We start from the raw sequence: 12,413 nt of genomic DNA on the forward strand, positions 1-12,413 counted from the left end.
GGACATATGGTTCCTGACCGGCCGAGCTGCCGACCTGGTCAAGAAAATGTGCCGCCACGTTCAGGTCCCGGGCACTAGACTCACGCGGCCGTTCGGACGAGCACCTCGCGCGACGAACAGCCCGCACAGCCCCTGCGCACAGCCCCTGCTCACCAACCCTGGAGGACCTGCCATGCCCGCCGACGCGTCCGAGCTCGCCACGGAGCGGGAGTTCCTTGCCGAGGCCCGCTCACAGCTCGGCCGGATGCGCGACCGGGTCGCCGCCCTCGACGGCAGCTACGCGGGCGACTGGGTGAGCGCGGAGGTCCTGGAGGCCACGCTCGCGCGCCGGATGGAGCAGCTCACCGACGACCCGGAGATCCCGCTGTTCTTCGGCCGCATCGACCTCGCGGCCGGCGAGACCTTCCACATCGGACGCCGCCACGTGTCGGACCCGGACGGCGAGCCGATGGTCGTGGACTGGCGCGCGCCCGTGAGCACGCCGTTCTACCGGGCCACGGCCAAGGAGCCGATGGGCATCACGGCCCGGCGCCGCTACGGGTTCGCCCGCGGCCACCTGACGGCGTTCGAGGACGAGTCCCTGACCCGCGCCGGCCTGGGTGCACAGGGCGAGCAGGGCGGCGACGGCGCCGCGCACTCCGAGATCCTCGAGGCCGAGATCGAGCGCCCGCGCTCCGGCCCCATGCGCGACATCGTCGCGACGATCCAGCCCGAGCAGGACGTCATCGTCCGCATGCCGCTCGAACGTACGCTCGTGGTCCAGGGCGCGCCCGGCACGGGAAAGACGGCGGTCGGCCTGCACCGCGCGGCGTACCTCCTGTACGCGCACCGCGACCAGCTCACCCGCCGCGGCGTGCTCGTCGTCGGGCCGAACAAGAGCTTCCTGCGGTACATCCGCGACGTGCTGCCCGCCCTGGGCGAGATCCACGCGACGCAGGCGACCATCGAGGAGATCGTGAGCGGCCACGCCCCGGTCCGCGCCACGGATCCCCCCGACGTCGCGACCCTCAAGGGCGACGGCCGGCTCGCCGAGGTGCTGCGCCGCGCCGTCTGGTCGCACGTCGCCACGCCGGAGGAGACCCTCGTGCTGCCGCGCGGCTCGTTCCGCTGGCGGGTCCCGGCCTACGAGGCGCGCGAGGCCGTGGAGCAGGTCATGGGCCGGGGTGTGCCATACGCGCTGGGCGCGGCCCAGCTCCGGCACGCGCTGGCGCACCGCGTGCTCGTCCAGATCGAGGAGACCGGCGACGCGCTCGACGACAAGGCCTGGGACGTGCTGGCCCGGACCAAGCCCGTCCGCGACTACGCGGCGGCCGTCTGGCCCGCGGTGGACCCGCGCAAGCTGCTGTTCCGCCTGTACTCCGACCCGGAGTTCCTCGCGGAGTGCGCCGAGGACATCCTGTCCGACGCCGAGCAGGCGCTCCTGACCTGGGCCCGGCCGCCCCGGACCGCCGGCTCCGCCCGCTGGACGACGGCGGACCTCGTGCTGCTCGACGAGATCGCCGACCTGCTGGACCGGACCACGTCGGTGGCGCACATCGTGGTCGACGAGGCGCAGGACCTGTCCGCGATGATGCTGCGCTCCCTCGGCCGGCGCGCCGCCACCGGATCGCTCACCGTGCTCGGCGACCTGGCCCAGGCCACGACGCCCTGGGCGGCGCGCGACTGGGCGGACGTCCTGCGCCACCTGGCCAAGCCCGACGGGTACGTGGAACAGCTCACGGCCGGCTTCCGCGTGCCCGCCGACGTGATCGAGCTCGCGGCCCGGCTCCTGCCGAGCATCGCGCCCGGCCTGGAGCCGCCCACCGCGGTCCGGCGCACCCGCGGCCGGCTCAGGTTCACCACGGAGCCGCTCGACGACGTGCTGGTGGGCGTCGGCATCTCCGACCTGGAGGGTTCGGTGGGCCTCATCGTGCCCGACGCCGCCGTGCCGGACGTCCGCGCGACGCTGGCCGCCGTCGGGCTCACCTTCGCCGTCGTGGGCGAGCAGGAGGGCGCCGGCGGCGACGCCGCGGAGCCGGACGACTCCTCGGAGTTCGACGTCCACCTGGACCTGGTGCCCGCGTCCCTGGCGAAGGGTCTGGAGTTCGATCACGTGGTGCTGCACGACCCGGCCGCGATCGTCGCGGCCGAGCCGAACCACGCCACGGGCCTGCGCCGCCTCTACGTCTGCCTCACCCGCGCGGTCACGTCACTGGTGGTGCGGCACGACGGCGACCTGCCGCCGGAGCTCGGCGTCGAGGCTGCGGACATCGCCACGGACGAGGCGGCGGCCGGCGTCGGGCGCTAGTCCGCGCAGCGGCAGCCGTCGTCGCCGCACCCCTGCTCGGCCCGGGGATCGCCCTGGAGCTCGCCGTCGCCCACGAGCTGGGCCACGGGGGTGCAGCACGGGTCGCCGTGCCAGGCCTCCCAGCCCTCGCGGACGGCGAAGCCGGCGATGACCACGGCCGCGACCGGGTCGGCCCACCACCAGCCGAGCAGGCTGTTGAGCAGGAGCCCGGCGAGCAGGGCCGCCGACAGGTAGGAGCAGATCAGGGTCTGCCGGGAGTCGGCCACGGCGGAGGCGGAGCCGAGCTCACGCCCCGTGCGGCGCTCGAACCAGGACAGCCCCGGCATGACCAGCAGGCTGACGGCGGCCAGGACGATGCCGACCGTGGAGTGCTCGGGCGAGGTGGCGCCGAGCAGGGCGCGCGCGGCGTCGACGGTGACGAACGCGGCCAGCCCGAAGAAGGAGAAGGCGATCAGGCGCAGGGCGACCTTCTCGCGGGCCTCCGGGTCCCGGCCCGCGAACTGCCAGGCGACCGCGGCCGCCGAGAGCACCTCGACCACGGAGTCCAGGCCGAACCCGATCAGCGCGCTGGAGGAGGCGATGCGCCCGGCGGTCAGGGCCACCACCGCCTCGATCACGTTGTAGGTGATCGTGGCCGCCACGACCCAGCGGATGCGGCGGGCCAGCACGGCACGCCGGGCCGCGCTCAGCGGCACGGGCAGGGGCCGGGGCGCGGGGAGCGCGGTCATGCGCACGTGCAGTCGGGGCCGCAGCAGGCCGGGTCGACCGCCAGCACCAGGCCGAGCAGGTCGCCCAGCGCGGGCGCGAGCCGGGTGTCCGCGAGCCGGTACCAGGCGCGCCGACCGTCCTTGACGGACTCGACCAGCCCGCAGCCGCGCAGGCAGGCGAGCTGGTTGGACATCACCTGCCGGGACACGCCCAGCGCGTCGGCGAGGTCGGACGGGTAAGCCGGCGCCTCCCGCAGCGCGAGCAGGATGCGGGTACGGGTCTCGTCGGACAGCGCGTGCCCCAGCCGCGCCAGGGCGGCGGTGTGCGTCAGGGTCACCGACCCGGCGATCGTCTCGGTCATGGACGCGACAGTACACGGTATCGTGTATTCACGGAACGCTGTATCGAGAGTCCGGCGCGGTCGTCGGTGATCGGTGGCGCGCCCCTCGGCGGGAACGGCCTACGGCTCGACGGCCTCCCCCGTCGGGTCCTCCCCCACCAGCGGAGCCAGCTCGGCCCCGCCCACGGGTTCGGCGTTCCAGGACGTCACGCGCCAGCCGCCGACGGGGTCGCCCTCGACCTCCACCAGCCCGGTGTTCGCCAGCGGCGTCCGCTCGGCATGGTCGACGTCGACGTCCGTCGCGCGCGCCGCCGCCCACGCGCGGATCGCGGCGCCGTGCGAGACCACCAGGACGCTCTCGAGCCCCTGGGCGGCGAGCTGCGCGACGGCGTCGTCGTACCGGCTGAGGAACGCGCGGCCGTCGGGGCCGCCGGGCATCGCGCGGCCGACGTCGCCGCGGGCCCAGCCGAAGACCGTGTCGAGGTAGCGCAGGTGCGCCTCGTGCGCGCCGGCCATCTCGAGCTCGCCGGCATCGATCTCGCGCAGTCCGTCCAGCACCTGCGGCTCGATCCCGCGCTCCTGGGCGAGCGGCGCCGCGGTGAGCGACGTCCGCACCAGCGAGGAGACGGCGATCGCGTCGATCTGGCGGTCGCGCAGCGCCGCGGGGACCGCGGCGGCCTGCCGCTCGCCGAGCTGGGTCAGGCCCGGTCCGGGGTGTGCCGTGTCGAGCAGGCCTTCCACGTTCGAGGGGGTCTGTCCGTGGCGCAGCAGCAGAAGTCGCATGGGCGCATTCTCCCCGACCGGGCGGGTCCGGCCCGCACCCCGGCGTCCGACGTCCGGCGTCCGACGTCCTGGCCTCCCGGCATCCGGCAGGGCCGGCTCAGGCCTCGCCGCCGATCACCGACATCAGCAGCCGGTGGGTCCCGGCGTCGGCGGCCACGACGAGCCCGCGGCTCGCGGGCCCGACCGGGTCGCCGTCGATCCCGGTGACCACGCAGCCGGCGGCCCGGCAGAGCGCGATGCCGGCGGCGAAGTGCACCGACCCGGCGAGGTCTGCGCCGTCGGTGACGTACGCGGCGCGCTTGCCCGCCGCGACCCAGGTCAGCGCCAGGGTCGTGGACACGACACGCGGCCGGAACCGTTCCACGAAGCCGGGATGGGCCAGCAGGTCCACGGCGCGGAAGCCGGGCGCGCTCGGGAAGGGCGGGTCCAGGTTGACGTCCACCAGCCGGGTGGCCGACGTCGGCACCAACGGCTCGGTGACGCCGTCCCGCAGCACCCAGGCGGCCTCGCCGTCGGTGACGAACACCTCGCCGCTGAACGGGTCGGCCACAGCCGCTGCCCCGTCGCGCAGCGCCCCGTCACACAGCGCCACGTTCACCGCCACCAGCATGCTGCCGACGGCGTAGTTCAGCGTTCCGCACAACGGATCGACCAGCCAGCGACGCGCGGACCCGGCGGTGCCGTGCTGCCCGCTCTCCTCGCCGAGCACCGCGTCGTCGGGCCGCGCGGACCGCAGGACGCCGAGGATCGCATGTTCGGCCTCGACGTCGGCGGCCGTGGCGAAGTCCCCGCCGCCCTTGTCGACCCGGGCGAGCGACCGGCCGTACAGGGAGCGCACCACGTGTGCGCCGGCCTGGGCCGCGGCGGTCGCGACACCGGCGTCGTCGAGGGTCGGGTGGTCAGGGCTCGCGGACGGGGTGGCCATGTCGCGGAGCGTAGCGGCCGGGCCGGCGCGCTAGGCCCCGCGTTCCTTTCCGGCCGGTGCTAATTTCGGAGGGTGGGTGACGACGCGCCGCACGGCCTGCGGATCGCCCGTCCGGCGCGATGGGCGCTGGGCCGGGTCGAGCGTTCGGGCGGGTTCGTCACCCGGATGACCTGGCACCTCGTCGACGGTTCGTCGGTCCGCTGGGCGTCACGCGCTGCCCGCCGCCGCGGCCGGGTCGAGATCCGGGACGCCGACGGGAGGGTGACCCGCGTCGTCGGCGCGGACACCGCGACCGCGACCCGGCTGGCCCGGGCGAACCTCGCCGCGGGCATCGCCTTCATGATCGGCGGCTCGCTGTTCGCCCTCGGCCCCCTCCTGGCGCAGCTCGGCGTCGGCAGCGTCCGGGCCGTCGACATGGTCTACCTCGTCGGCGGGCTGTTCTTCAGCGCCGGCGGCTACGTCTCGGTGGTGCAGGCGTCCAACATGCCCATGGACATCGACGAGCAGGGCACGCTGCGCACCACGACGTGGCGGTGGTGGGCCTGGCGGCCCCGGCAGATCGGCTGGCTCAGCGTGGCGGTGCTGTTCGCCGGAACCCTGTTCTTCGGGGTCAGCCTGGTCGCCGCGTTCGCGTCCGACCTGACGGCCCGGCAGTCCAACGGCTGGATCTGGTTCCCGGACATCGTGGGCTGCGTCTGCTTCCTCGTCTCGGGCCACCTGGCCCTGGTCGAGGTCGGCCACGGCCACATCGGCGTCCGGCCCCACGATCTCGGCTGGTGGGTGGTGGCGGTCAACCAGCTCGGCTCGGCCCTCTTCTTCCTCGCCGGGCTCGCGGCGTTCACCCGGCCGGCCACATCGACCGTGGTCGACCTGGGCATGGTCAACTGGGGCACGTTCGCCGGGGCGGTCTGCTTCGTCGTCGGCGGGGCGCTGCAGCTCGCGGAACGCCCGGACCGCTGACGCCGTGAACTGGCACCGCGAGCGCCGGACCCAAGTTCGCCCGGCCTCGGGTCGACGGTGCCGGAACGCCGTGCTTGACTCGAAAACATGGCCACGCGCGACGAGCGGACGACGGCGCTCTACGGCAACCGATTCCTCACCGAGGAGACACCCTCCGTGGTGTTCCCGGCCACGGGGATGAGTCCCACCGACAGCATGCGGATGCTGGACGAGGACCTGGCGCTCGAGGGCGATCCGATGCGCAACCTGGCGACCTTCGTCACGACCTGGATGGAGCCCGAGGCGCAGCGGATCATCGCCGAGAACCTGCACCGCAACTTCATCGACCACGCCGAGTACCCGATCTCCGCGGAGATCGAGCAGCGGTGCGTGCGGATGCTCGCGGACCTCTTCCACGCCCCCGGGGAGACCACCGGGTGCCGCACCCAGGGGTCGTCGGAGGCGATCATGCTCGGTGCGCTCTCGTTGAAATGGAAGTGGAAGGAGCGCCGCGAGGCGGCCGGGCAGCCGGTCGACCGCCCCAACCTGGTCTTCGGCGGCGACGTGCACGTGGTCTGGGAGAAGTTCTGCCGCTACTTCGACGTCGAGCCCCGGATCATCCCGCTGGCGAAGGACAAGTACACGATCGGGCCGGACGACGTGGCCCCGTACCTCGACGAGAACACGATCGGCGTGGCCGCGGTGCTCGGCACCACCTTCACGGGGCACATGGACGACATCGTGGGCATCAACCGGCTGCTCCTGGACGTCAAGGCGGAGCGCGGGCTCGACATCCCGCTGCACGTCGACGGCGCGAGCGGCGGCTTCGTCTGGCCCTTCCTCTACCCCGACTCGCTGTGGGACTTCCGGCTGGAGCAGGTCCGGTCCATCAACGTGTCGGGCCACAAGTACGGCCTCGTCTACCCCGGGATCGGCTGGCTGATCTTCCGCGAGACGTCGGACCTCGCGAAGGACCTCGTGTTCTACGAGAACTACCTGGGCAAGACGGATGCGACCTTCACGCTCAACTTCTCGACCGGCGCGGCGATGGTGCTGGCCCAGTACTACAACTTCGTGCGGCTCGGCCGTGAGGGCTACACCTACGTGATGAAGCAGATGCAGCAGAACGCCCGGGTGCTCGCGGCGAACCTGCGCGAGACGGGGCGGTTCGAGGTGATCGGCGACGACCTGGAGCAGCTCCCGCTGGTCGCCTTCCGCCTGGCGGGCGACGACCTGGGGTACGACGAGTCGGACATCGCCTGGCAGCTCTCGGCGGAGCGCGGCTGGATGGTGCCGGCGTACACGCTGCCGCCGGACGCGCAGGACGTGAAGATCCTCCGCGCCCTGGTCAAGGAGACGATGAGCAGGGCCAAGGTCGACCGGCTGACCCAGGACATCGAGGACGCCTGCACGACCCTGGACCTCAAGGGCGGCGCGCACCCGATCGAGCGCCAGCAGGCCAAGACCGGTACCGGTTACTGACTCACGGGGCGGGGTCGGCGGCCGGGGCGTCGGTCAGGTCGTCGGCCGGGTCGTCGTCATAGGCCCGCAGGCCGTCGATGCTCGTCAGGTTCTTGCGGCGCCGGTACTCCTGCTGGCCGGCCTCGCCCTTGCGTTCGAAGTAGGGACCCATCAGGTCCCGCTCGCCCTCGTACGCCATGAGTGGCACGCCCCAGCCGCAGCTGTCGGAGACCCGGTCGACGTCGACGACGATGACCGCGCGGGCGCCGGGCACGTTGACGAAGCCGTCCGCGAGCGCCGCGTAGCCGTCGTCGTACCGGGTCACGACGCGGCCGGTGCCGTGCAGCCGGACGATGTTCGGCGGGCCGTCGAAGGCGCAGAACATGATGGTGACCCGGCCGTTCTCCCGCAGGTGCGCGATGGTCTCGCTGCCGCTGCCGGTGGCGTCGAGCCAGGCGAACGTGTGGTCGTCGAGCACGCCGAAGGTGCCGGGGACGCCACGGGGCGAGAGGTTGACGTGGCCGTCCGCGGCCAGGGGCGCCGTCGCCACGAAGAACATGGGCTGCCGGTCGACGAACTCGCGCAGCCGGCCTTCGATGCGTTCGTGCAGCTTCATGCCCCGCATGCTCCCACGCGGGGCGTCGCTCCTGCTGGTGCGTCCAGGGGTCGTCGGGTGCGTTCGGGACGTGCGCCCGCGGAGTCGCGCGAACCGGCCGACGACCGGTCTGCCGGATAGGGTCGATGGCATGTTCGTGCTGGAGACCGACCGCCTGCTGCTGCGGCCGTGGCGCGTGTCCGAGGCCGCCGTCCAGCACGAGATGTGGACCGAGCGCGACCCGCGGGTGCCGCCGCACCGGCGGATCCGCGCCGACGGCCACCCCACCGTCGAGGACGTCGAGGGTTGGATCCGCGACGGTGCCCCGCCCGGCTCCCTCGGGCTGCCGGCGCTGGAGGGCAAGGCGACCGGGGACGTCATCGGGTACTGCGGGCTGATGGCGAACAAGCACGGGCAGGAGGACGAGCCGGAGCTGGCGTACGAGCTGCTGCGCCGCGCCTGGGGTCAGGGGTACGCGACCGAGGCAGCAGGGGCGGTGCTCGGCTGGGCGCGGGAGTCGGGCTACCGGCGGCTGTGGGCCACGGTGCGCGACTGGAACGTCGCGTCGCTGCGGGTGCTGGCGAAGGTCGGGTTCGTGGAGTCCGGCCGTGTGGAGAAGGACGCCGTGCACGGTGACTCGCTGTTCCTGACGACGGAGCTCTGACCCGCCGGAGGCGTGTCAGTGGTCGGCCCTACGATCCCGGGTCATGGGCATCTCCTTCTCCATGTTTCCTGTCGACCCCGCCGTCGTTCAGCGGACAGGCGAGTGGCTCGACGAGTACACCAGAGAGCGGAGCGAGCCGTTCTGGGCCTGGGGTCAGGGTGAGGCGGCGCCGACCCACGATCCGCGCAGCTTCTACATGCTGCAGTTTCAGCAACTGGATGCGAACTTGATCAACCCGTACCTCGAGGCGGCGTACAGGATCGATCCGTACTCCTGGTTCGCCGACGAACAGATCGAGTACGGCGAGGGTGAGTACTCGGACTACTTCTTCACGTCGCCGAACAAGGTTGCCGCGCTCGCGGCCACTCTTTCGGTTCCCGCCAAGGACGTACGCGAAGAGCTGGACGCCTTCGCCCGGGACAACCTCGACAAGGTGGGCACCTGGACACCCGTGGAGGGTTACCAGGCCGTCGGCACGACCCAGCCGGGAACCGTCGACCAGTTCTGGGAGCTGATCGATACCCTCCACGTCGAGCTGCGGACCTTCTACCAGCGGATGGCCGACAGCGAGCAGGCCATGATCGGCTTCTTCAGCGGCTGACCTTTCCGTACCGTCAGCCCCGGTAGAAGCCGTCCTCCTCTTCGCTCGGGACCAGGGGCGCGAACTGTCGCAGCTCTCCATCGCGGATCATCCACAACCGGAAGAAACTCTCTTCCTGGTCCATCACGAGCAGTTGCACCTCGTTCGGCTCACGCCACGGCGTCGCGAAGAAGCGCTGCCGGAGTGCATCGAGATCAGCGTGGTTCAAGGCGCCTGCCCATACCTCGCACTCGCGCGCCTTCCACCCGCCCCACCCGGGAATGCCGGGCTCGGAGAGCAAGCTGAGATACCCCACTCCGGTCGCCCCGGTGCCCGTCCGGTGCGGAGCCGCTGTTCGCAGCCACTCGCTCAACGTCTCGACGTTCTCGTTGTCGGTCGTGTCCACCGAGATCATCACGTTCGCCACCCAGCTCATATCCGCCCTTGTACCGGGTGTCGGCCGGTCAGACAACGTCGAAGAACGTCTCCGGGCGGCCCAGGAACCTCTTCCAGAGCGCGACCGACTCCAGCTCGGACCAGGTGCGCTCGGCGATGCCATGCTCGGTCATCTCCAGGATCTGCGCCCCGGGGAGCGCCGCCACCAGCGGTGAGTGCGTCGCGTAGATCACCTGGGCGGCATGGTCGGCCACCAGGTCCTGCAGCCGGTACAGGAGCTGCAGCGTGGACTCGAACGACAGCGGCCCCTCGGCCTCGTCCAGGAGGTAGAGGCCGGGGCCGCTGAACCGGCCGGAGATGGCCTGGAGGTAGGACTCGCCGTGGCTGACCTCCGTCGACAGCCGGTCGCCGTAGCCGCTCACCCCGGCGCCCGTCATGAATTCCAGCATCCCCGCGGCCGTCTCGGCGCGCAGGTAGAACCCCTTCGCCTTCTGCCGGAGCATCCGGGAGCCGGCGATCGTCCGGTCCAGGACGAGCGCCTCGCCCAGCGGGCTCGTGTCGAGCTCGCTCGCGTACTTGCGACCACCGTGGCCACCCCGCACGTCGATCCCGTACTGCTCCGCGATCGCTTCGAGCACGGTGGACTTGCCGGACCCGTTCGCCCCCATCAGGACCACGATGCTGCTGGTCAGCCGCACGCCACGTGCGGCGATCTCGGCGACGGCGGGTACGGTCCACGGCCAGACGCCGTCGTCGACCAGGGCGGGCCTGACGCTCACTCGCTCGATCAGCACCCCGCCAGGTTAGCGGCGCGAGGGCCGTGCACCGGTGCCCCGCGGGCTCTCGACGAGCCCTCACTTTCGTGGCATATGCCCGTATCCTCGCGATCGTGGACACGCAGGAGAGTTCGCCGGGCCGCCGGGCGGGCTGGTTCGGCCAGCACTCGGTCGCCGTCGTGGCGGCCGTCGTCGCCGCGGTGCTCGGCGGCGTGGCGACGGCCTGGGGCGAGAACCTGTTCACCCCTGGCGCGTCGGACTCCGGAGCGCAGGTCCGGGTGCTCGAGGCCAGGATCAAGGACCTGGAGGCGGCCAACGGCCGGCTCGACGAGGAGCTGGCCGCCCTGCGCGACGCGAACGACAGCCAGCGGGCCGAGCTCGACGACGTCGAAGCGCAGAACCAGGAGCTGCGCGAGGAGAACGATCGCCTGCGCGAACAGGCAAGTGCCGGCGACGGCGCCGGGACCGATGGTGATGGCGGCGCGGCTCCGGACGAGTCCGGCGGTGGCGCTTCCGCCGTCGTCTCAGGTATCAGGCGCGAGACGGACGCCCCCGTCCAGGTGATGCTCCACACCTGTCTCGACCTGGACACCACGTCGGCCGACTGGGGCGCGGCGTCCGTCCCCCAGGACCTCTGCTACGGCGACGCCGGCGTCGAGGGCGCGCGCCTCACGATCATGAGCGGAGTGCCCAGCCGGGCGGACTGCGAGGCGCAGACGACCTGGCAGCAGACCATCACCTCGGACTCGGTGGCCGAGGGAATGCACCTCTGCGTGCAGACCAACGAGCGACGCACCGCGTACACGCACATCGCGGCGGTCGACACCGACGCCGAGACCGTCGCGTTCGACCTCGTGGTCTGGGAGTCGAGCTAACGCAGCTGCCCGTTGATCACGGCCTTCGCCGTCCGGTCGATGTTGTCGGCGAGCTGGTAGACACCGATGACGAGCTGGACGACGCCGACGACGATCGCCGCACCCCCGATGAACAGGAACAGCGAGGAGCCCGCTCCGGTGCCTGTGCTGACGAGCACGCGGGCCAGGAAGACGATGACCCCGCCCCCGAGCACCAGACAGAGCCCGATGGTGAGCGAGCTGGCCGAACTGTGCACAACCTGCTTCGTGGACGCGGCCTTCGGGGCGCCGCCCGTCTCGTCGCTCATGAGGTGAAGCGTGCCACCGAACCGCCCGGGAATCGACGGAAGTCGGGCTCAGTCAGCAGCTCCGACAGCTGTTCCGCAAACTCGGTGAGCCGGTCCGCCCGCGACCCGCGGGCGATCAGCGCGATCGTGCCGTCACGCCTCCAGCCGCCGGCTCAGCACCGGCACGCCGTCGCCCTCCAGATCAGTCAGCACCTCGCGCCGTCCCGCCATCGCCATGACCAGGGAGAGCAGCGGACCCGTGGCCGCAGGCCCATCGCCGGTCCGGAACTCCGCGTCGGTGGCCGTCAGCCGGAGCCCCTTGACCAGCGACCTGCTGTTCACCGCGAAGTCCTTGGCCGCGAAGGACCGCGCGACCAGGAGCAGACCTTCGGCGTCCGGCTCGTGCTTCAGGCCCAGGGGCCGGCGGATGTCCTCGGCATGCACGATCAGCTCGCCCAGCCCGGCCACGCTCTCCCTCCGGGGCAGGGCGATGGGCCCGACGGCGGCGTAGCGCTCCAGCGTCTGCGCGGACGAGTCCCCGCGGAACTCCTCCAGCCGCCGCTGGTTGTGCACGTCCGCGTCGAAACGGGCACCGGCGATGCTGCGCAGCCAGCCCCAGAACGTCAGACCCGACGCGGCACCCAGGTGCGCGACGACGTCCTCCACGTCCCAGTCGCCGCACAGCGACGGCGAGCGCCACTGCTCCGGCGTCAACGTATGCAGGTCGACGACGAGCGCCGCGTGCTCCCGCTCCTGGATCTGCGACGGTCGTGTCATGGCGGACAGTCTAGGAACGGGGCACACGTTGTGAGCCGGTG

15 protein-coding genes are annotated in these 12,413 nt (G+C 72.2%); 6 read left to right on the forward strand and 9 right to left on the reverse strand.

Going from position 1 to position 12,413, the window contains the following annotated elements:
* Positions 1-172: 172 nt before the first annotated feature.
* A complete protein-coding gene (locus ACIPN7_RS13695; RefSeq protein ID WP_400542700.1) occupies positions 173-2,287 on the forward strand; it encodes a HelD family protein in 2,115 nt (704 codons plus the stop codon).
* On the opposite strand, the gene ACIPN7_RS13700 is transcribed toward ACIPN7_RS13695, so the two are convergent.
* From ACIPN7_RS13700 to ACIPN7_RS13715, 4 genes are all read right to left on the reverse strand, one after another.
* Positions 2,284-3,015 (reverse strand): cation transporter, encoded by a 732-nt coding sequence (locus ACIPN7_RS13700; RefSeq protein ID WP_400542703.1) that lies wholly within the window; start codon positions 3,013-3,015, stop codon positions 2,284-2,286. The two genes, ACIPN7_RS13695 and ACIPN7_RS13700, sit on opposite strands and share 4 nt — an antisense overlap.
* Positions 3,012-3,356, reverse strand: coding sequence for an ArsR/SmtB family transcription factor (locus tag ACIPN7_RS13705; protein ID WP_400542706.1), 345 nt, complete (start codon positions 3,354-3,356; stop codon positions 3,012-3,014). Before ACIPN7_RS13705 ends, ACIPN7_RS13700 begins: the two co-directional genes overlap by 4 nt.
* A gap of 99 nt (positions 3,357-3,455) precedes the next feature.
* Positions 3,456-4,118 (reverse strand): histidine phosphatase family protein, encoded by a 663-nt coding sequence (locus ACIPN7_RS13710; protein WP_400542709.1) that lies wholly within the window; start codon positions 4,116-4,118, stop codon positions 3,456-3,458.
* Positions 4,119-4,215: 97 nt separating this feature from the next.
* On the reverse strand, positions 4,216-5,043 hold the full coding sequence (locus tag ACIPN7_RS13715) for an inositol monophosphatase family protein (RefSeq protein ID WP_400542712.1): 828 nt from the start codon (positions 5,041-5,043) through the stop codon (positions 4,216-4,218).
* A gap of 72 nt (positions 5,044-5,115) precedes the next feature.
* Between ACIPN7_RS13715 and ACIPN7_RS13720 the strand changes: the two genes are divergently transcribed.
* Together ACIPN7_RS13720 and ACIPN7_RS13725 are read left to right on the forward strand one after the other, a co-directional pair.
* On the forward strand, positions 5,116-6,003 hold the full coding sequence (locus tag ACIPN7_RS13720; RefSeq protein ID WP_400542715.1) for a hypothetical protein: 888 nt from the start codon (positions 5,116-5,118) through the stop codon (positions 6,001-6,003).
* Between the two features lie 87 nt (positions 6,004-6,090).
* On the forward strand, positions 6,091-7,464 hold the full coding sequence (locus ACIPN7_RS13725) for a glutamate decarboxylase (RefSeq protein WP_400542717.1): 1,374 nt from the start codon (positions 6,091-6,093) through the stop codon (positions 7,462-7,464).
* A 1-nt stretch (position 7,465) separates the two neighbouring features.
* Here ACIPN7_RS13725 and ACIPN7_RS13730 read toward each other — a convergent pair whose 3' ends face one another.
* Positions 7,466-8,059 (reverse strand): pyridoxamine 5'-phosphate oxidase family protein, encoded by a 594-nt coding sequence (locus ACIPN7_RS13730; RefSeq protein ID WP_400542719.1) that lies wholly within the window; start codon positions 8,057-8,059, stop codon positions 7,466-7,468.
* A gap of 130 nt (positions 8,060-8,189) precedes the next feature.
* On the opposite strand from ACIPN7_RS13730, the gene ACIPN7_RS13735 reads away from it, so the two are divergent.
* Both ACIPN7_RS13735 and ACIPN7_RS13740 read left to right on the forward strand, forming a co-directional pair.
* Positions 8,190-8,702: a GNAT family N-acetyltransferase gene (locus ACIPN7_RS13735; protein WP_400542722.1), complete on the forward strand. Its 513-nt coding sequence runs from the start codon at positions 8,190-8,192 to the stop codon at positions 8,700-8,702.
* Positions 8,703-8,745: 43 nt separating this feature from the next.
* The gene (locus ACIPN7_RS13740; RefSeq protein WP_400542725.1) at positions 8,746-9,303 is read left to right on the forward strand and encodes a hypothetical protein; all 558 of its coding nucleotides are present in this window, start codon (positions 8,746-8,748) and stop codon (positions 9,301-9,303) included.
* Between the two features lie 13 nt (positions 9,304-9,316).
* Here the strand turns inward: ACIPN7_RS13740 and ACIPN7_RS13745 are convergent, their stop codons facing one another.
* Positions 9,317-9,718, reverse strand: coding sequence for a squamosa promoter-binding protein 15 (locus ACIPN7_RS13745; protein ID WP_400542728.1), 402 nt, complete (start codon positions 9,716-9,718; stop codon positions 9,317-9,319).
* A gap of 28 nt (positions 9,719-9,746) precedes the next feature.
* Positions 9,747-10,472 carry an AAA family ATPase gene (locus ACIPN7_RS13750; RefSeq protein WP_400542731.1) on the reverse strand — a complete coding sequence of 242 codons (726 nt, stop codon included), beginning with the start codon at positions 10,470-10,472 and terminating at the stop codon, positions 9,747-9,749.
* A 95-nt stretch (positions 10,473-10,567) separates the two neighbouring features.
* On the opposite strand from ACIPN7_RS13750, the gene ACIPN7_RS13755 reads away from it, so the two are divergent.
* Positions 10,568-11,329, forward strand: a complete 762-nt coding sequence (locus ACIPN7_RS13755; protein WP_400542734.1) for a hypothetical protein — start codon at positions 10,568-10,570, stop codon at positions 11,327-11,329.
* Here the strand turns inward: ACIPN7_RS13755 and ACIPN7_RS13760 are convergent.
* Both ACIPN7_RS13760 and ACIPN7_RS13765 read right to left on the reverse strand, forming a co-directional pair.
* Complete coding sequence (locus tag ACIPN7_RS13760) at positions 11,326-11,616, reverse strand: hypothetical protein (protein WP_400542737.1); 291 nt, start codon at positions 11,614-11,616, stop codon at positions 11,326-11,328. The two genes, ACIPN7_RS13755 and ACIPN7_RS13760, sit on opposite strands and share 4 nt — an antisense overlap.
* A 132-nt stretch (positions 11,617-11,748) precedes the next feature.
* Complete coding sequence (locus ACIPN7_RS13765; protein ID WP_400542740.1) at positions 11,749-12,372, reverse strand: maleylpyruvate isomerase family mycothiol-dependent enzyme; 624 nt, start codon at positions 12,370-12,372, stop codon at positions 11,749-11,751.
* Positions 12,373-12,413: the final 41 nt, after the last annotated feature.

This window comes from Promicromonospora sp. NPDC090134, from assembly GCF_044746965.1.
In the GTDB taxonomy this organism is placed as follows: Bacteria; Actinomycetota; Actinomycetes; order Actinomycetales; family Cellulomonadaceae; genus Promicromonospora.